Genomic DNA, 20,194 nt, shown 5'->3' with positions numbered 1-20,194 from the left:
CGAGGGAAGGCTTAATGTCACTCCGGGCGGTGCGACAGTCAAGTACAAAGGTGAGCAAATGCTTCACTTTGTCAACTAAGCAACACGCTGGGAAACATTTTCCTAAGCATAACGACGCGCCACATTCCAACGCGCACGATTGAGGCGAGCAAGTAGAAAGTCGGGGTCAGCTCTGGCAACCGGACATTTTTAGCTCCTCAAGAAGCCAGAGCTGACTCCGACTTTCATTTCAGTTGCTTGAGGAGGAAGGCGTAGGTCAGGGCCCACATCTGGGCTTGCTGGTCGTTGTTGGCGGCGCCGGCGTGGCCGCCTTCGGTGTTTTCCCAGTACAGCACGTCGTGGCCTTGGTCTTGCATCTTGGCCACCATCTTGCGCGCGTGGCCGGGGTGGACGCGGTCGTCGCGGGTGGAGGTGGTGAACAGCACGCGCGGGTAGTGCTTGTCCTTGAACACGTTCTGGTAGGGCGAGTAGCGGCTGATGTAGGCCCATTGCGCCGGGTCGTCCGGGTCGCCGTATTCGCCCATCCAGGAGGCGCCGGCCAGCAGCTTGCTGTAGCGTTGCATGTCCAGCAGCGGTACCTGGCAGACCACCGCGTTGAACAGGTCCGGGCGTTGGGTCAGTGCGGCGCCGACCAGCAGGCCGCCATTGCTGCCGCCCATGATGCCGAGGTGGCGCGGGCTGGTGATCTTGCGCTTGATGACGTCCTGCGCGACGGCAATGAAGTCGTCGAAGGCGCGCTGGCGATTCTCTTTCAGCGCGGCCTGGTGCCAGCGCGGGCCGAACTCGCCGCCGCCGCGGATGTTGGCCAGCACATAGGTGCCGCCTTGCTTGAGCCATGCTTCGCCGGTGGTGCCGCTGTAGAAGGGCTTCATCGACACTTCAAAGCCGCCGTAGCCATACATCACGGTGGGGTTCTTGCCGTTCAGCCTGGCCTTCTTGTTCATCAGGACGAAGTAGGGCACCTTGCTGCCGTCTTTTGAGACGGCCATATGCTGCTGCACGGTATAGGGTTTGGCGTCGAAGTAGGCGGGCAGGGACTTCAGCGCGCTGCGGTCATCGCTCCCGGCATGGGCCAGGTACATCGTGGTCGGCGTCAGGAAATCCGTCACCGTCAGGAAGTACTGCTCCGATTCGATCGGGTCGAGGGCCTGTACTGCGAGGGTGCCGAAGGCTGGCGCATCGACCTCGCGGCGCTGCCATTTTCCTTCAACGTGGCGCAGTTCGACCAGGCGGTTCTTCACGTTATCCAGCACGTTGAGCAGCAGCGCGCTGCGGGTGGCGGAGACGCCGTCAAGCGAGCTGCTTGAGGTCGGCGTGAACAGTACTTCGAGCCGGCGTTCACCGGCCATGAAGCGCTTGAAGTCGGCCGCCAGCAGCGAACCTTGCTTGTAGGTGGCGCCGTTGATGCTCCAGTCGGAGCGCAGGTCGATGATCAACTGGTCGCGCACCGTGTAGGCGTTGGCGTCGTCCGGCTTGTCGATCTTGACCAGCCTGTCGCCTTCGCGCACAAACAGTTCGCTGGCGTAGAAGCCGATCTGGCGGTTGATGAACTGGTAGCTGTGGCCGGGCGTGAAGTCCTTGTAGGCGCCTACCCCAAGGTCTTCCGGCTTGGCTTCATACAGCGTCGCTGCTGCTGCCAGCGGCGTGCCGCGCTTCCATTCCTTGACGATGCGCGGGTAGCCGGACGTGGTCATGCTGCCTTCGCCGAAATCGGTCGAGACGAAGATGGTGTCGGCGTCGATCCAGCCGATATCGCTTTTCGCTTCCGCCAGGTTGAAGCCGCCGGCGACGAACTTGCGTTTGGCGACGTCGAATTCGCGCACCACGTGCGCATCGCCGCCGCCACGCGAGAGCTGCACCAGGCACTGCTCGCCTTTCGGGTACAGGCAGGATACGCCGTGCCAGACCCAGTTTTCGTTCTCATCGGCGGCCAGCTTGTCGATGTCGAGCACCGTTTCCCACTGCGGCTCCGACGTCTGGTACTGCTGCAGCGTGGTGCGGCGCCAGATGCCGCGCGTATGCACAGCGTCGCGCCAGAAGTTGTAGTAATAGTCGCCGTGCTTGGTGACGTAGGGGATGCGTTCTTTGGAATTGAGGATGGTCTTCAGGCGTTCGTGAATGCCGGGATAATCCGCTTGCGCCTGCAATTCCTTGAGGGCGACGGCATTCTGTTCCTTGACCCAGGCCAGGGGCTTGTCGCCGCCCACGTCTTCCAGCCAAAGATAGGGGTCGGAGGCAGGCTGGTGCGCTTGCGCGCCGCCCGCTGCCGCCAGGCCAAGCACTACGCCGGAGGCCATCTTCCGATACGATGGCTTCACAGTTGGCGGGCCTCAAAGGTGTTGCATTGGGCGATTTCGCCCGACTCGATGCCGCGGTTGAACCAGCGCACGCGCTGGGCCGAGCTGCCGTGGGTGAAGGAGTCCGGCATCACTTCGCCGCCGGACTGCTTCTGCAGTGCATCGTCGCCAATGGCGGTGGCTGCATTCAACGCCGCTTCCACGTCGCCTTTTTCAATGATGCTGCGGGCGCGGTTGGCGTGGTAGGCCCAGACGCCGGCGAAGCAGTCGGCCTGCAGTTCAAGGCGCACCGACAGCGCATTGGCCTGGCGTTCGGAGGCATTGCGCTGGGCATTGTGCACCTTGTCGCTCAGGCCCATCAGGTTTTGCACATGGTGGCCCACTTCGTGCGCGACCACATAGGCTTGCGCGAATTCGCCCGGGGCGCGGAAGCGTTGCTCGAGCAAGCGGAAGAAATCGAGGTCGATGTAGATGTCCTGGTCGCCGGGGCAGTAGAACGGGCCGGTGGCGGAACGTCCGGTACCGCAGGCGGTCTGGATTGCGCCGCTGAACACCTTCATCTTCGGCATCTGGTAAGTGCCGCCGTTGCGGCGGAACAGGTCCTTCCATACATCTTCGGTGTCGGCCAGCACGACCTTCATCAATTTGTACTCGCGGTCATTGCCTTCGGTGCGCGGACGCTGTTGCTGCTGCTGGCTTACCTGGACCGGTCCGCCGCCGCTCAGCAGGCCGAGGATCGTCATCGGATTGACGCCCAATACCCAGCCGCCAACCAGCGCAACGACGATAGTGCCGATGCCGATCGATCGGCCGCCGAACCCGAATCCGCCGCCGCCACCGCCGTCGCCGCGGTGATCTTCGACATTTTCGCTTTCCCGGTTACCTTCCCAACGCATTTTTTAACTCCTTGTTTGTTTTCGCTAAGTGTAACGCATTGGTGCGCGGCGCAGGCGCACGTAGAATGCAGACCATGAAGATTGAACGCAAAACTATGGCCTGCGCACTGGCCGCCGTGATGTTGTTGGCAACTGCGGCGGGCGGCGCCTGGTACTTCCAACGGTTAACAGAACGAGAGCGAGAACTAGAGCGCGGCAGCGTGCCGTGCGCGCAGCAAGCGCCTTCCCGGTTCAGCCCCTATTGCCTGGCACAGTCGCAAGCGGCTGCCGGTCGCGGCGACCGCGCTGCGATGGCGGCATTGGTTGAATATTTCGACCAACGCCAGCCTGCGGAAGCGGTGCGCTGGACGCGCGCGGCGGCGAAACTGGGCGAACCGCGCGCGCTCAGCCGGGTGCTGTCTTCATGCGGCACGGCGGGACCGTTCACCGTCGACGAGGCGCAAGCCTTGTTGCCGGCAGCGCCGGCGCTGGAAGCGCTGAATTTCCGCCTCGGGGGTTCGTGCGCGCCGGCAGACATGGAGGCGGCACGCGCGCTGGTGCCGGCCGGGTTGCTGGCCGCGCCGGACAGCGCGGGCCTGTGCAAGGTGGCGCTGCGCTTTGGCCTGCTGCGCCTGTCGCGCGACGGGGCGCAACTGGATTCGCAGGCGGCGCAACAGCTGCTGGCGGAATGCGAACGCCGCCAGCAAGTGCCCGCCGCCGTCCGCAAGGAGGCGGAAACGGTGCGGCAGATGCTGGCGCGCGAAGTCAACCCGGTGCGCATCAGCGTTGATTGACCCAGATCGGGGCTGACCATAACTGCTTGCCGTCGTCCTGGGTCAGGCGCGCGTAGTAAAAATGCGCACCTGGCCGGGGCGTGAAGCTGTGCTGCATGGCGCTCACGCCGGGCAAGGGCTGCACGTCGCCGCGCCGGCCGGGCACGCCTTCCATCACCTCCAGCGCCGCGATGCCGCGTCCCGCGGTGCTCACGTAATGCACTTGCAGCGTGAGCGGGCCGCTATTGTCCATGCGGGCGCCCATCATGTTGCCGTTGGCGGTGAGCGCGATGGCGGCCCGCTTGTCCATCGTGGCGAAAACGCGGCGGGCGCGGATGGCGTCGAGCAGGGCCTCGGCGGTTGGCGTGGTGCCGCTGGGCAGCAGGATGCCGGTGCGGTTGCTGTACGAGGCGCCCCAGTTGGCGCAGTGGTTGTCCTGGTCGCTGCTGAATGCCAGGCGGTAGCCGGCTTCCAGCAGCTTGCCGCAGGCCTCTTCGTAGAAGCTGTGGCGTGGTTCGCTTTCATCCAGGCGTTGCGAGAAGGCGTTGCTGTTCATGACTTCGCACAAGGCCATGACGGCGCCGCCGTCTTCGCTGAAGGCCAGCGCTTCGCCGCCGATCGGGAATTGCCTGGCGCCAGGATGGTTGAACTGCCCCAGCCAGCCTTGCGCTTTCATCACAGCGTATAAGGCGGCGTAATCGTTCTTCGGCGTGACCACGTCGGCAAAGGGCTCGCCATCGGCGCTGCGTTCCCAGCCCAGCAGGGCGGGGCTGTTGAGGATGTTGAGGTGGCCGCCGCCGCTGATCACGCCCCATTCCATGCCGTACATGGCCACGAAGCCGGGGTGCTGGGCGGTGTATTGCTCGGCGCTGGCGATGCCCAGGCGGTACAGTTGGCGGGCGGCCAGCGGGTCGGCATGGGGGTCGCTGCCTTCGCTGCCGTCGTACATGTGGTTGTGTTCCGAGGTGAGCAGGAACTGCAGGCCGTGCTGCTGTGCGAACCGGTAGGCGTCTTCGGGGCCGAATGCGCCTGCGCCGGGCGCCTGGGAACCGCGGCAGCGCGCGGGATCGCCGCCGCCGTCGCTATGGTTGGTCTGGCTGTGCAGGTTGCCATAGACGATGTCGAAGCCCAGGCCGTCGAAGCGTGCCGGCCCGGCCATGCCGTCGGCGGCCACCGTCGCGCTGGCGGGCAGCAGCGGCTGCGCTTGGCCGATCGCGATGGGGCGGTGCTGGCGGATATCGCCGGCTTGCAGGCGCAGCTCGTAAATCCCGGCGGGCAGGGAGGCCGGCGGGCGCCATTTGACCACGGCCTGGCCGCTGCCGCCATGCAAGACGTGGCGTCCGCGCCACTGATGAACCAGCCGCCCGCCCGGCTGGTGCAGGCCCAAACGCCAGTTCACACGGCGCGTCGCGCTGGCACCGGGAAGCGTAAAGTGCACGATGAAAGCCCTGCTGTGCCCCCTTGCCGGCGGCTGAAAAGCGGCCTCCAGCATGGCATCGAATTCGCGGTGTTCCAACACCGGCGCGGGTGGCGGGCGCTGCGGGCCGGTGGGCGCGGCGCCGGCCGGCACGGCAAGGCAGAGTGCCGCGCAATGCGCGAAGGCTAGGAAATTCCGGCCAGCCCGGGATGCCGGTAAGATGTGGAATCCATTTTTCATGATGAGTCCTCCTGTCGCGCTTTGGACCAGGAGGTCACGAATTGGTTCCGTTCAGGCCTGCTTTAATAGTATGCTGCTCAGATGCAAGACTTTTCTCAATGGATGAGGCGTAAGCTGCGGGGCCTGGCCAGCGGGCGGGCTCTACTATGGATTCTTGGCATGTCGCTGGCGGCAGCGGTCGGCGCCACCTTGTTCGCCACCACCTCCAACACGGTGGAGGACGAGGCGCAAGCGCGCTTTGATAATTTGAACCGTGCCACCCAGTACAGCATCTCGGCGCGGGTGAAAGCCTATTCGGACGTGGTGCGCGGCCTGGTGGCGCTGTTCCAGACGTCCGACCACGTGACCCGCCTGCAATTCCGGCAGTACGTGACCACCCTGAACATCAACAAGCATTACCCGGCGATCGAAGCCATCAACTTTGCGCCGAACGTGCCGCAGGCGGGGCGCGATGCCTTTGTGGCTGCGGTGCGCAGCGATATCAGCCTGGCGCCGGGCGGCTACCCGAAGTTCGACATCAAGCCCCCCGGCAAGCGCGAACAGTATTCGCCGCTGACCTATCTTGAGCCCATGGGCCTGATGATGGAGAAGTTTGGCGTGGATATCACCGCCAATCCCGCCATCGACCGCGCCATGCAACTGTCGCGCGACACGGGCGAGATCAGCGCTTCCGGCCAGCCGGTCCTGCTCAAGCAGCCGGTGCCGCACATCGGGCTGGGCATGCGCCTGCCGGTCTACAGGCGCGGCATGCCGGTGGACGATGTGAACAGCCGGCGCGCCAACTTCATCGGTTCGGTGGGCATCGGCTTTTCGGTGGCCAAGCTGATACAGGGCGCGATCGACGAGATGGCCGATCGCCAGGTGCACATGATCCTGTATTCGGACGCCTCCACCGATCCGGAAAAGCGCAACCTCACCATCGAGCCGGAAGACCGCCTGCTGTTCAACGATAACGGCTCGATCGACAAGCCGGCCGCGCTGACGGGCGACCGCAGCGACTATTTCATTTCCGTGCTGCCGATCGATTTCAACGGCAGCCTGTGGAAGGCCCAGTTCTACGCCCGCAAGGATGCGATGATCGTCGGCTTCGACCGCTGGATTCCCTATATCGCACTGGTGATCGGCTTTGTCGGCACGCTGCTGATCTACGGCTACCTGTTCACCATGTATTCGCAGCGCCGCAACGCGATGGAGCAGCGCCGCCTGCTGGACAGCGTGCTCGATAACGTCGAGGCGCACGTCTACATGAAGGACCAGGACCGGCGCTACGTCTACGTCAACGCCAAGATGGCGGAGGTGATCGGCCTGCCGGTGGAAGACATCCTCGGTCGCCTGGACGTGGAAGTGATGCATAAGCGCGAGGCCGACCAGGCCTGGATCGAGGATAGCGTGGTGCTTGCCGACCGCCAGAAGCGCTCGGGCGAAGCCAGCTACACCGACCGTCACGGCGTGGTGCACCACCTGTGGACCGTGAAGGCGCCGGTGCGGCTGGAAAAAGACGTCACGGTGGTGATCGCGCTGTCGACCGATGTCACCGAGTTGCACATGCTGAAAGAGCAGGCGCGCGCGGCCAACCAGGCCAAGAGCGATTTCCTGTCCAATATGAGCCACGAAATCCGCACGCCGATGAATTCCGTGATCGGCATGGCGCACCTGGCGTTGAAGGGGGCCAGCAATCCGAAGCAGAAGGACTACCTGCAAAAGATCTACCACTCCGGCCAGCACCTGCTGGGCATCATCAACGACATCCTCGATTTCTCCAAGATCGAGGCGGGCAAGCTGGACCTGGAAGTGCTGGACTTTGCGCTGGAGTCGCTGTTGACCAATATCTCCGGCCAGTTGGGCGATGCCGCCAACCGCAAGGGACTGGAACTGGTCTTTGAAATCTGGCCGGGCCTGTCGCACCAGTTGCGCGGCGACCCGCTGCGCCTGGAGCAGGTGTTGTTGAACTTCACCAGCAATGCGATCAAGTTCTCCGAAAATAACAAGATCTACATCCGCGCGCGGCCGGTGGAAGACCGCGACAATTACACCGTGGTGCGTTTCGAAGTGCAGGACAACGGCATCGGCATGACGCCGGCCCAGGTTTCCAGCCTGTTCCAATCCTTCCACCAGGGCGACACGTCGACCACCCGCAAGTACGGCGGCACCGGACTGGGCCTGGTCATCAGCAAACAATTGGCCGAGCTGATGGGCGGCACGGTGGGCGTGGAGAGCGAACCGGGCAAGGGTTCGACATTCTGGTTCACGGCCAAGCTGCAGAAGGGCACCCACCTGCTGCAGGCGACCGACACCAACGCACTGCAGCCGGATATGCTGGCGCCGATCCACGGCGCCTCGATCCTGCTGGTGGAAGACAATATCTTCAGCCAGCAAGTGGGCCAGGAACTGCTGGAAGATGCCGGCGCCACCGTGGTGGTGGCCAATAACGGCAAGGAAGCCATCGACCTGCTGCTGAAGGAGCACTTCGATTGCGTGCTGATGGACGTGCAGATGCCGGTGATGGACGGTTACGAAGCGACGCGCATCATCCGCGCCCACCCGAAACTGTCCGGCACCCTGATCATCGCCATGACGGCCAACGCCGGCCGTGAAGACCAGGCGCGCTGCCTGGCTGCCGGCATGGACGAATTCGTGACCAAGCCGATCGCGCCCAACCTGCTGTTCTCGGTGCTGTCCAAGTGGATGAGCCAGCGCGCCGCCGCAGGCCGCATGGCCCAGGTGCGCAGCACCACCACGCCGGGCCAGCCGGCGCCGGCGCCGATGCCGATGCCGGCGGCCATGCCCGCGCCGGCGCCAGCGGCCGGGCCGCAAGCCGATAGCGCCGCCGATGCCTCCGCCGGCGGCGAGCCGGAACTGTTCGATATGCGCGCCCTGGCCCAGACCTTCGGCAACAAGCCCGAAAAGATGCGCAAGTACGCCAATATGTTCCTCGATTCGGCGCAGGACGGCTTGCGCGAGGTGCAGGCGGCCCTGGAGGCGGGCGACATCGTGCGCCTGTCGGAACTGGGGCACCGCATCAAGTCTTCGGCGCGTGCCGTGGGCGCCATGAGCTTTGCCGACCTGTGCCTGGCGCTGGAAAAAATGACCCCGGCCGACGGCATCGATCGGGCCCGCTCCATCGTCAGCCAGATGCAGCCATTGCTGGACCGCTTGCGCGAACATATCGGGCAGGAAATGAACGTCAATATTCCCGGATAGCGGGCTTTGCGGCGATAATGGCACTCCACGCTATTTCGCTGCTTTTACATGTCCCAAAGCATCCAACCCGGACTCCTGATTTTGCACGGCAACCAGCTCGAAGAGTTGCGCAGCGCCGTGTTCCAGTGGTTGCGCGGCCATCCGCTGGCGCCGCTGGAGCAGGAAATCTTCCTGGTGCAATCGAATGGCGTGGCGGAGTGGTTGAAGATTGCGCTGGCCGAGGAAACGGGCCTGTGCGGCGCCACCCGCGTTGCGCTGCCGGCGCGGCTGCTGTGGGAGATTTATCGCGGCATGCTCGGCCATGCGCGCGTGCCGCCGGTTTCCGCCTTCGATAAAGCCCCGTTGACCTGGCGCTTGATGCGCCTGCTGCCGCAATTGTTGGCGCAGGATGCCTTTGCGCCGCTGCGCCATTTCCTGCGCGACGGCGATCCGGAGCGCCGCCTGCAGCTGGCCGAACGGCTGGCCGACTTGTTCGACCAGTACCAGGTGTACCGCGCCGACTGGCTGGAAGACTGGGCCGCCGGGCTTGATCAATTGCGCAATGCGCGCGGCGAAGCCGTGCCGCTGGCGCCCGAGCAGCGCTGGCAGGCCGCCTTGTGGCGTGCGGTGGCGGCCAGCGTGCCGCTCGAGGAACGCGGCCTGGGACGGGCCAGCGTGCACGCGGCCTTCGTCGAGGCGGTGCAGCGCGGCGACACCCCGCTGGGCCGCCTGCCGCGCCGCATCGTGCTGTTCGGCGTATCGGCGCTGCCGTACCAGACCTTGCAGGCCATGGCCTCGCTGGCGCGCTTCACCCAGGTGGTGATCGCGGTGCCCAATCCCTGCCGCTATTACTGGGGCGACATCATCGAGGGCCGCGACCTGCTGCGCGCCGCCGCCCGGCGCCGGCACGCCGCGCGCAAGGATCTCGACCTTTCCTCGGTGCCGCTGGAAGCGCTGCATGCGCACAGCCACCCGCTGCTGGCGAGCTGGGGCCGCCAGGGGCGCGACTATATCCGCATGCTGGACGAATTCGACACCGCCGGCGACCTGGCGGGGCGCGACGACAAGCTGCGCGTCGACCTGTTCGGGGATGAAGAGGGCGCGACGCTGCTGGCGCAGGTGCAGGCCGCCGTGCGCGATATGCTGCCGCTGGCCGAGCATCCCCGGCTTGCACCCGAGGACAGCGACCGTTCGATTGAATTCCACGTGGCCCACAGCGTGCAGCGCGAAGTCGAGATCCTGCACGACCAGTTGCTGGCCATGTTTGCCGCCGACCCCTCGCTGCGCCCGCGCGACGTGGTGGCGATGGTGCCGGATATCGACGTTTTCACCGCCTCGATCCGGGCCGTTTTCGGCCAGCACCGGCGCCACGACCCGCGCTTCATTCCGCACGAAATCGGCGACGTCAACGACCGCAGCGTCAATCCGCTGCTGGTGGCGCTGGAGTGGCTGTTGCGCCTGCCGCAGCAGCGCTGCCGCCAGAGTGAGGTGCGCGACCTGCTGGACGTGCCGGCCCTGGCGCGCCGTTTCGGCCTGGACCCGGACGACCTGCCGACGCTGGGCCAGTGGATCGAAGGCGCCGGCGTGCGCTGGGGACTGGATGCGGAACACCGCGCGGGCCTGGGCCTGGCGCCGGCGGGTGAACAGAATGCCTGGATGTTCGGCGTGCGCCGCATGCTGCTTGGCTATGCCGCCGGTAGCGGCGCCGCCTTTGTCGGCATCGAACCGTATTCGGAAGTGGGCGGCCTGGACGCCGCACTGGCCGGATCACTGGCGCAACTGATCGAGGCTTTGCTGGCCTGGCGCGAGCGCCTGGGCGCGGCGCACCGTCCTGCCGATTGGGCGGAGCAGGCGCGCCTGCTGTTGGCTGCCTTCTTCAGCGACCGTGACGAGGCCGACCGCCTGACGTTGGCGCGCCTGGATGACGCGCTGGACAAATGGCTGGCGACTTGCGAGGACGCCGGCTTCGACGAGGCAGTGCCGCTGGCGACCCTGCGCGAAGCCTGGATGGGCGGCCTCGATGAACCGTCGCTGGAGCACCAGTTCGTCTCCGGCGGCGTCACCTTCTGCACCCTGATGCCGATGCGCGCCGTGCCGTTTCGCGTGGTGTGCCTGCTGGGCATGAACGATGGCGACTTCCCGCGCCGTGCCAGCCGCGCCGACTTCGACCTGCTTGCCTTGCCCGGCATGGCGCGCCCGGGCGACCGCTCGCGCCGCGATGATGACCGCTACCTGATGCTGGAGGCCGTGCTGGCGGCGCGCGACAAGCTGTACGTGAGCTGGGTTGGGCGCAATGTGCGCGACAACAGCGAGCAGCCGCCGTCGGTGCTGGTGGCGCAGCTGCGCGATTACCTGCATGCCGGCTGGAGCCTCGACCTGGCCGCCCGCACCACCTTGCATGCGCTGCAGCCTTTCAGCCGCGCCTATTTTGAGCGCGGCGGCCTGCTGACCTTCGCCGGCGAATGGCGCGCCGCGCACGATGCCGATTCAGATGCGGATACCGATGCGGATGCCGATGCCGATGACGCCGGGGGCGTCGCCGGCGGAAGCGCGTTGCCGCCGTACGAGGTGGAAGACAGCTTCCGGCTGCGGCTGTCCATGCTGGCTGCATTCCTGCGCCAGCCGGTACGGCATTTCTTCCGGCAGCGCCTCGGGGTCTACTTTGCCGAATCGACGATGGTCGGCAAGGACGAGGAACCTTTCCAGCTCGATGGCCTGCAGCGCTATATGCTGGAAGACGCCATGCTGGCGGACGGCGGCCGGATGGAGGCCATGGACGAGGTCCGGGCCAGCCTGCAGGAACGCGCCCAGCGCCTGCGGCGCCAGGGCGTGCTGCCGATCGGCCTGATCGGCGACCGCGTGCTCGATGAACTGGTGGAGGAATTGGTGCCGGTGCGCACCGCGTGGCTGTCCCTGCGCGGGACCTACAGCGAAGAGGCGCCCAAGCTGGCAATCCACCTGGAACTGGCGGGCCTGGTCCTGGAAGACTGGATCGACCAGCTGCACCGCGCCGAAGGCGCCACGGTCTGGCTGATGCAGATGTCCTCGCGGGTATGCGACAAGGCCGCCGCGCCGCGCGGCGAAAAGCTGATTCCGATGTGGCTGCGCCAGCTCGCGGCGGCTGCGCAAGGCCAGCCGGTGACCGGCTTCCTGGTCGCGCGCGATGCGATCGTCATCATGGAGCCGCTTGAGCCGCAGGCGGCCCGGGCGACCCTGGCGCGCATTGTCGAGCTGTGGCGCGCCGGCATGGACCAGCCGTTGCCCGCGGCCTGCAAGACCGGCCTTGCGCTGGTATTGGACGGCGACGCGCGCAGTACCTACGACGGCGGCTTCGAGCTGACCGGGGAAAACGAAGACCCTTGCCTGGCCCGCCTGTGGCCGGACTTTGCGGCCCTGGCCGGGCAGCCGGGGTTTGTCGACATCAGCCGCGCGCTGTACCAGCCGTTGGCGGACTGGCTGGCGCAGTCGGTGACGGTGCAGCCGATTGAAGGCGACGGGGAGGGCGGGGCATGAGCATCGCACTGGACCCGCTCGACTTCCCGCTGCATGGCTCGCGCCTGATCGAGGCCAGCGCCGGTACCGGCAAGACCTGGACCATCGCCGCATTGTACGTGCGGCTGGTGCTTGGCCATGGCGGCGGGAACGCCTATCGCCGGCCGCTGATGCCGAACGAAATCCTGGTGATGACGTTCACCCGCGCTGCCACGCGCGAATTGTCCAACCGGGTGCGCGAGCGGCTGGTCGAGGCGGCGGCCTACTTCCGTGCCGAGGCGCCGCCGGCCGCGGATTCCTACCTGGACGCGCTGCTGGAGGAACTGCCCGACCAGGCGGCGCGCCAGCAGGCCGCCTACCGCCTGCAACTGGCCGCCGAGACGATGGACGAGGCGGCGATCTTCACCATCGACGCCTGGTGCCAGCGCATGCTGCGCGAGCACGCCTTCGACAGCGGCAACCTGTTCGATGAAGAATTGCTGAGCGACGAGACGGCACTGTACGAGGACGCGGTGCACGACTACTGGCGCCAGCAGGTATATCCGCTGGGCGAGCAGGCCTTGGCCGTGTTGCTCTCCGCTTGCCGCGACGTGTCGGCGCTGGGGCGAAGCGTGCGCGAGCTGGCGCGCCGGCCCGCTGCCGCCGCAGCGGCCGGCGACGAGCCGCTGGGCGTCATGATCGGCCGCGTCCTGCACCAGCAGCAAGCCGCGCTGGCGGGCCTCAAGCAGGGCTGGGCCGAGCGTGCCGGGCGCATGGAGGGCTGGATCGCAGCCCAGCGCGAGGCCAATGCGAAGTGTTTCAACGGCACCAAGCTGCGCGCCGACTCGGTCGCCAAATGGTTTGCGGCCCTGCGCGACTGGGCCAACGATCCGGCGCTGGCCGAACCGGAGATGAACGCCACGCCGTGGTTCCGCCTGACGCCGGCCGGCATGGCCGACGCCTGCGCCAAAGGCTTCGCACCCGACATCCCGGCCGACTTTGACGAAGTCGCGCCGCTGCGCCGTGCGCTGGACGCCATCGAACCGGTGCGCCACCATGTCCTGCGCCACGCGGCCGCCACGATTGCCGCCCGCATGGAGGAGTTGAAACGCCAGCAACGCCTGTTCGGCTTTGCCGACATGCTGGAGCGCTTGCGCAGCGCGCTGGAAGGCGCCAACGGCGCGGCGCTGCGCCAGCGCATCGTCACGCAATTCCCGGTGGCGATGGTGGACGAATTCCAGGATACCGCGCCAAGCCAGTACCGCATCTTCAACCTGTTGTACCAGGTTGCCGCCAACGATCCCGATCTCGGCCTGTTCCTGATTGGCGATCCGAAACAGTCGATTTACGGCTTCCGTGGCGCCGACATCCACAGCTATCTCGATGCGCGGCGCGCCACGGAAGGCCGCCATTACCAGCTTGGCACCAACTTCCGTTCCACGGCGCAGATCGTCGCCGCGGTCAACCAGGTCTTCCTGCACGCCGAAGGCGTGGCCGGGCAGGGCGGCTTTGCGCGTGGCGCGTTCCGCTTCCGCACCGAAAACGGCAACCCGCTGCCGTTCGACGCGGTGGGCGCGCGCGGCCGCGCAGAGCGGCTGGTCGGTCCGGCTGGCGATATCCAGGCCCTGACCGCCGGCTGCACGGTGGAGCAGTTGGGCGCCGACGCCTACCGCGAATACTTCGCGGAGCAGTGCGCCGAGCATATCGCCGGCCTGCTGAATGACCCGGCCACAGGGTTCCGGGAGGGCGCCGGATTCAAGCGCCTGCAGCCGGCCGATATCGCCATCCTGGTGCGCGACCGCCGCGAGGCGGCCGCCGTGCGCCGCTCGCTGCAACGCCGCCTGGTGCCCAGCGTCTACCTGTCCGACAAGGATTCGGTGCTGTCGAGCGAGGAAGCGGCCGATATCCTGCGCTGGCTGTCGGCGGTGGCCAATCCTCTGGACGGCCAACTGGCACGCACCGCTTTCGCCACCCGCACCGCCAACTTGCCGCTGTCGGAACTGGCGCTGTTCTCGGCCGACGAGCTGGCCTGGGAGCGCCGCGTTGAACAGCTCAAGGAATTGCACGTGGTCTGGCAGCGCCAGGGCGTGCTGGCCATGCTGCGCCGCTTCATCCACGACCTTGGCCTGCCGGCGCAGTTGCTGGCGCGCGCCGGCGGCGAACGCAGCCTGACCAACCTGCTGCACCTGGCCGAGCTGCTGCAGCAGGCCAGCCGCCAGTTGGAGGGCGAACAAGCGTTGATACGCTGGCTGGCGGAGCAGATCGACGAAGAGACCGACGGCGGCGATGAGCGTGTGCTGCGCCTGGAATCGGATGCCGAACTGGTCAAGGTCGTCACCGTGCACAAGTCCAAGGGCCTCGAGTACCCGCTGGTCTTCCTGCCGTTTGCGGTCACGGTGCGCAAGGTCGACAAGCGCAACCGCACCTTCTTCGAGTACACCGATGCCGATGGCGAGCGCCGCCTCGACATGCGCCTGTCCGATGAGGGCCAGCAAGCCGCGGAGGCCGCCCGTATCGAGGAAGACCTGCGCCTGCTCTATGTGGCGCTGACGCGGGCGCGCCACTTCCTGTGGCTTGGCGTCGCGGCGCTGCCGGCGCGCAAGAAAGATGAAAACACCCTGCACGATTCGGCCCTGGGCTATTTGCTGACAGGCGGCGAGCCGCTGCCTGCCGGCCAACTGCTGGAGAGCTGGCAGCGGCTGCGCGCCGGCTGCGATGCCATTTCCGTCGCCCTGCTGGAGCCTGCCGTGCCGGTGACCCGGCTGGCGCGTGCGGTAGAGCGCCCGCCACTGGAAGCGCCGCAGGCCTATCGGGCACAGTTCGAGCGCGATTGGTCGGTCGGCAGCTTTACCTCGCTGGCGAGGCGCAGCGGCAACGAGCCGCTCCCGGCGCCGATGCACGCCGCGCAGGAAACCCTGCTGGAAGGCGAAGACGCGGGCGCTGCGCTGCGCATCGAGGATACGGCCTGGCACCGCTTTCCGCGCGGCTCCGTGCCAGGCAACTTCCTGCATGACCAGCTCGAATCGCTGGCGCGTGACGGCTTTGCCTCGATCCACCAGGAGCACTATGCGGAGCGCGCGGCGCGCCTGATCAAGCGCGCCGGCTGGGGCCATCGCGAGGCCGACACGCTGGAGTGGCTGCGCATGATCGCCAGCACCGAACTGCCGCCTCTGGGCGGCGCGCTCGACACCATCGGACAACTGCTGCCGGAGATGGAGTTCTGGTTTCCCAGCGAGCGGCTGGACACGGGGCAACTGGACCGCCTGTGCCGCCAGCACCTGCTGGAGGGTATCGCGCGTCCCGGCTTGCCGCAGCGCGAGCTGCACGGCATGCTGAAAGGTTTCTGCGACCTGGTGTTCGAGCATCAGGGCCGCTACTGGGTGCTGGACTATAAATCGAATGCGCTGGGCGGCGGCGACGCGGCCTACCACAAGGCGGCGCTGGCGCACGGCATGGCCGCGCACCGCTACGATGTACAGGGCGCGATCTACATGCTGGCGCTGCACCGCTTGCTGCGCACCCGCCTGGGCGATGTCTACGACCCGGCCACGCAACTGGGCGGCGCAATCTTCTATTTCCTGCGCGGCGTCGGCAATGCCCAGACGCGCGGCTGCTACCTGCTGCCGCCGGACGCCGAACTGCTGGATGGACTGGACGGGCTTTGCCAATGAGTTTTTACGAACATATCGACATGCTGGCCGAAGGCGGCATGCTGCGCCGCCTGGGGCCCGAGTTCGCACGTTTCGTGACGGCGCTGGAGCCGCACGGCAGCCTTGCATCGGGCGCCCCGCTGGCCCTGGCCTGCCTGTTGCTGTCCGAGCTCGAAGGCCGCGGCCACAGTTGCCTGCACTTGTCGGCGCTGTCCGGCGATCCCTCGCCGATGCTGGGCTGGGGCGAAGACGACTGGCAAAGCCTGTGCGCCGAAGCGGGCGACCTGCCGCCAAGCCAGGCGGCCTGGCACGACTTCCTGCAGGCGTGCCCGCAAGTGCTGGCCTGGCCGGGCGGCGCCGACCAGGGCCAGCCGCTGGTACTGGCGGGCGGCCGCCTGTACCTGCGCCGCTACTGGTCCGACGAGAACACGGTTGCCCACGCGGTGCGTGCACGTACCGGCACGCCGCATGTTTCCGAACCGGCGCTGGTGCGCCAATGGCTCGACCGCCTGTTCACCCATGCAACGCGCGAGGGTGGTGCGGACTGGCAGAAGATCGCCTGCGCGGTTGCCTCGCGCGGCGGCCTGGCGGTTATTACCGGCGGCCCGGGTACCGGCAAGACGTATACGGTGGCGCGCCTGCTGGCGTTGCTGTTTGCGGTGGAAGGCGGCAACGCCGCCCAGCTGCGCGTGGCGCTGGCGGCGCCGACCGGCAAGGCCGCCGCGCGCCTCAAACAAGCCATCGACGGCGCGTTGGGGGACTTGGAACAAAGCCTGGCGGGCGCCTTGCCGCTGCGCGAGCTGGCGCAGCGCATGGGGGGCGCCCGCACCCTGCATTCGCTGCTGGGCGCGCGCCCGGACACGCGGGCGTTCCGCCACGACGCCGGCAACCCGCTCGATGTGGACGTACTGATCGTCGACGAAGCTTCGATGGTGCACTTGGAGATGATGGCGGCCCTGCTGGATGCCTTGCCGCACGGTGCGCGCCTGATCCTGCTGGGCGACAAGGACCAGCTGGCATCGGTGGAAGCGGGCTCCGTGCTGGGCGACTTGTGCCACGACGCCCAGGCCGGCGGCTACAGCGCGGCCACGGCAGCGTTCGTGGAAGCGGCATCCGGCCAGGCCATCCCGCCGGAATTCCTCGGCAATGCGGGTGCGCTGGCGCAGCAGACCGTCATGCTGCGCCAAAGCCGCCGGTTCGGCGGTCCGATCGGGCAGCTGGCCACGGCCGTCAACCATGGCGATGCCGACGCCGCGCGCGCCGTGCTGCGCTCCGACAGCGGCGGGCAACTGCACTGGAACGAAGCGGCGCAGCAGGAGGACATGCTGCGCCTGGCGCTCGAGGGCTACCGGCCGTTCCTGCACATGATCGGGCAGGGCGCGGGCATGACCCCGCACGATGAATGGAGCGCCGGCGTGCTGCAAGCCTTCGAGGGCTTCCGCCTCCTGTGCGCCGTGCGCGAAGGCGAATGGGGCGTCTCGGGCCTGAACGAGAGCATCGCGCAGCGCCTTGAAGAACACGGCTTGCTGAAGCGGCGCGGCGACTGGTATGTGGGCCGCCCGGTCATGGTCACGCGCAACGACTACGCCACCGGCGTGTACAACGGCGACATCGGCCTGGTGCTGCCCGACCCTGCACGGAGCGGCTCGCTGCGCGTGTATTTTTCGGACGGCGGCCAGGTGCGCAGCGTGCTGGCGACCCGCCTGCGCAACGTGGAAACCGCATTCGCCATGACGGTGCACAAATCGCAAGGTTCGGAGTTCAGCCATACCGTGCTGGTGCTGCCGCGCGAAGCGTCCAGCGTGCTGGCGCGCGAACTGGTCTACACCGGCATCACGCGGGCCCGCCGGCATTTTACGCTGCTGACGCCCAACCCGGGCGTGCTGCCGGACGCGATCCGGCGCCGCACCGAGCGCACCAGCGGCCTACGCAGCCTGCTCGCCTGACTGATTGCCTGACTGAGCGCCTAACTGAGCGCCCGCTTGCAGGTCGGCGTGGATCGCCTGCAGCATCGTATCCAATGCCGGCGCCAGCTGCGCCAGTTCGGCCGCTGCGTCGCCGCCCGCACGCAGCGCATTGATCACGCCTGCCGCAGCCTGGCGCAAGCCTTCCATGCCCAGCTGTGCCGATAGGCCGGCCAGGGTGTGGGCCATGCGCTGCGCGCGCTGGCGGTCGCCCAGCGCCACCGCGTCGCCGATGGCAGCGTGCAGCGCGGCCTGGCCTTGCAGGAACTGGCCCAGCATCTTGCGCAGTTGCGCGCGGTTGCCCTGCTGGCGCGCCAGCGCCCCGGCCATGTCGGCGCCGAGGGCGGCCAGGGCCGGGAAGGCCGCTTGCGCTGCCGCCTGCGCCTCGGCGGATGCGGCGGCGCCCGGCAGCGCATGGTGGAACAGGGCGCTGAACACGAAGCGGTTGCCTTCGGCCGGATCGCTCTCCAGCAGCAGGTGGCCGCCCATCATAGCCGCCAGTTGGCGCGCCACGGAAAGACCGAGGCCTGCCGCCGAATCGCCTGGGCCGGCCGGCTCGTACAGCTGGACCGCGGCATCGCGCGCCGCGCCGGTGTCGCGCACTTCCCAGCGCAGTACCGTGCCGTCCTGGCTGCCGGCATCTTCCCGCCGCAGCAGCAATTGCACCTTGCCCCGTTCCGTGAACTTGATGGAATGCGCCAGCAGGTGCTGCAGCAGTTGCTGCAGGCGCGCCGCATCGCCCACGAGTTCTTCCGGCAACCCCGCTTCCACCGTGCATTCGAGCAGCAGGCCTTTGGCTTGCGCTGCCGCCTGCCACTCGCTGCAAGCCTGTTCGGCCGCTTGGCGTACGCTGAACACGCAATCTTCCATATGCAGCTGGCCAGCCTCGATGCGCGAAAAGTCGAGGATATCGTTGAACATCGCCATCAGGCTGGCAGCCGCGCCGTCAACCTGCTCAAGATAGCTGCGCTGGCGCGCATCGAGCGGCCCGCGCAAGGCCAGCTCGGTCAGGCCGAGGATGGCGTTCAGCGGGGTACGGATCTCGTGGCCCATATTGGCCAGGAAGGCGCCCTTGCTGCGATTGGCGTGCTGCGCCGCCTCATGGGCCGCGGCCGTCGCACGCTCGGCCTGGCGCAACTCGGTCACGTCGATGCCGAAACTGAGCAAGGCGATCTCGCCTTCTTCCAGTGCGCTGTGGTGCCAGGCGATGCGGCGTTCGTCGCCCGAGGCGGTATGCAGCAGGTGTTCGTGGCCGGCCGGCATGGCGCGGAACTGTTGCGGATGACCGCCCTCGGGCCACTGCGATACGGCCGACATGGGCAACAGCGGCAGGTCGCGCCATACGCGCCCTAGTACGCTGTCGCGGCCGCAGCCGGTGACCTGGGCTGCCGTTTCATTGAAGATCAGCACCTCGCCCTCGTGCCCCAGGCCCAGCACCAGCATGCCGGCGCTGTTCAACAGGCGGTCCAGCAATTGGCGTGTGCAGTGCAGCTTGTGCTCCGATGCGCTGCGCGCGGCCGCAGCCGCGGCCAGGCCTTCCTGCAGCGCATGCAAGGACGACAGCAGCTCGCCCGTTTCGTCGTGGAACGGCTGGGGCGCCGGCGAGGACAGGTCGCCGCTGCGCACGCGCTGCGCGATGGCCAGCGCCTGCGCCACTGGTTGCGTGATGCTGCGGCTGATCAGCCACGCCATGGCGACCGCCAACGCCAGCGAGCCGGCCAGGATCGCCAGCAACAGCGCGCTGTCGGCGCGAATGCGCTCGGCCGCCTGGCCTTCGGTAAAGCGCGCGCGGCTGGCCGCCTGGTTGACCAGGTTATCGATCACTTGCCGGTGCAGGTCGTAATGGCGCTGCATCTTGGCCAGCGCATGCTCGGCGCGCGCCCGGTCGCCCAGTTCCAGCGCGGGCACCAGTTGGCCGAAGGCTTCGTTGTAGAAGGCGGTGGCCTGGCTATTCGCTTGCTTGAGCGATTCCGCCAGGCCGGCGTCGAGCGGCCGGCTTTGCCAGTAATGGACGCGCGCCACCTGCTGCGCATGCAGGGTGCGCAGGCGCTGCGCCAGCTGCTCGCGCTCGACCTGGCTGCCGGCGGCAACCAGCTGCTCCGCCACCAGGAAGGACTCGATGATGTACAGCGGCGGCGGCAGCACGTCCGCAATCAAGTCCTTGCCCTGGATTACCTCGCCATACAGCGGTCCGTTGACGCGCAAGGCATCGAGCGTGCGGAACGACCATAGCCCGTATAGCAGGAAACCGCCGGCGAAGATCCCCACGAGGATCGCCAGGCGGCGCGCGAAGCGCAGGTTGCGCAGCAGGTCCATGGTGCCTCTCG

9 protein-coding genes are annotated in these 20,194 nt (G+C 67.2%); 5 read left to right on the top strand and 4 right to left on the bottom strand.

The window, feature by feature from the left end; genetic code table 11:
• Window positions 1-224 precede the first annotated feature (224 nt).
• Both BM269_RS07990 and BM269_RS07985 read right to left on the bottom strand, forming a co-directional pair.
• Window positions 225-2,297 carry a prolyl oligopeptidase family serine peptidase gene (locus tag BM269_RS07990; RefSeq protein ID WP_090436483.1) on the bottom strand — a complete coding sequence of 691 codons (2,073 nt, stop codon included), beginning with the start codon at window positions 2,295-2,297 and terminating at the stop codon, window positions 225-227.
• A 17-nt stretch (window positions 2,298-2,314) separates the two neighbouring features.
• Entirely contained in the window at window positions 2,315-3,193 is an 879-nt protein-coding gene (locus tag BM269_RS07985; RefSeq protein WP_090436482.1) for a KPN_02809 family neutral zinc metallopeptidase, read from the bottom strand.
• Between the two features lie 74 nt (window positions 3,194-3,267).
• Between BM269_RS07985 and BM269_RS07980 the strand changes: the two genes are divergently transcribed.
• Window positions 3,268-3,966, top strand: a complete 699-nt coding sequence (locus tag BM269_RS07980; RefSeq protein WP_139232685.1) for a hypothetical protein — start codon at window positions 3,268-3,270, stop codon at window positions 3,964-3,966.
• Here the strand turns inward: BM269_RS07980 and BM269_RS07975 are convergent.
• On the bottom strand, window positions 3,953-5,602 hold the full coding sequence (locus tag BM269_RS07975) for a CehA/McbA family metallohydrolase (RefSeq protein WP_229204542.1): 1,650 nt from the start codon (window positions 5,600-5,602) through the stop codon (window positions 3,953-3,955). The genes BM269_RS07980 and BM269_RS07975 overlap by 14 nt on opposite strands.
• A gap of 159 nt (window positions 5,603-5,761) precedes the next feature.
• On the opposite strand from BM269_RS07975, the gene BM269_RS07970 reads away from it, so the two are divergent.
• The 4 genes from BM269_RS07970 to recD are packed head-to-tail and all read left to right on the top strand — an operon-like array spanning window position 5,762 to window position 17,849.
• Window positions 5,762-8,803 (top strand): CHASE domain-containing protein, encoded by a 3,042-nt coding sequence (locus tag BM269_RS07970; RefSeq protein WP_229204541.1) that lies wholly within the window; start codon window positions 5,762-5,764, stop codon window positions 8,801-8,803.
• Between the two features lie 48 nt (window positions 8,804-8,851).
• Entirely contained in the window at window positions 8,852-12,295 is a 3,444-nt protein-coding gene (recC, locus tag BM269_RS07965) for an exodeoxyribonuclease V subunit gamma (RefSeq protein ID WP_090436479.1), read from the top strand.
• Window positions 12,292-15,924: an exodeoxyribonuclease V subunit beta gene (gene recB, locus BM269_RS07960; RefSeq protein WP_090436478.1), complete on the top strand. Its 3,633-nt coding sequence runs from the start codon at window positions 12,292-12,294 to the stop codon at window positions 15,922-15,924. The genes recC and recB overlap by 4 nt, the downstream gene beginning before the upstream one ends.
• Window positions 15,921-17,849 carry an exodeoxyribonuclease V subunit alpha gene (gene recD / locus BM269_RS07955; RefSeq protein WP_090436477.1) on the top strand — a complete coding sequence of 643 codons (1,929 nt, stop codon included), beginning with the start codon at window positions 15,921-15,923 and terminating at the stop codon, window positions 17,847-17,849. Before recB ends, recD begins: the two co-directional genes overlap by 4 nt.
• On the opposite strand, the gene BM269_RS07950 is transcribed toward recD, so the two are convergent.
• The gene (locus BM269_RS07950; protein ID WP_090436476.1) at window positions 17,829-20,183 is read right to left on the bottom strand and encodes a histidine kinase dimerization/phospho-acceptor domain-containing protein; all 2,355 of its coding nucleotides are present in this window, start codon (window positions 20,181-20,183) and stop codon (window positions 17,829-17,831) included. The genes recD and BM269_RS07950 overlap by 21 nt on opposite strands.
• Window positions 20,184-20,194 lie beyond the last annotated feature (11 nt).

The sequence above is a fragment of the Duganella sp. CF458 genome (assembly GCF_900113115.1).
Lineage (GTDB): Bacteria > Pseudomonadota > Gammaproteobacteria > Burkholderiales > Burkholderiaceae_D > Rugamonas.
This window is presented reverse-complemented; position numbering and strand designations above follow the sequence as displayed.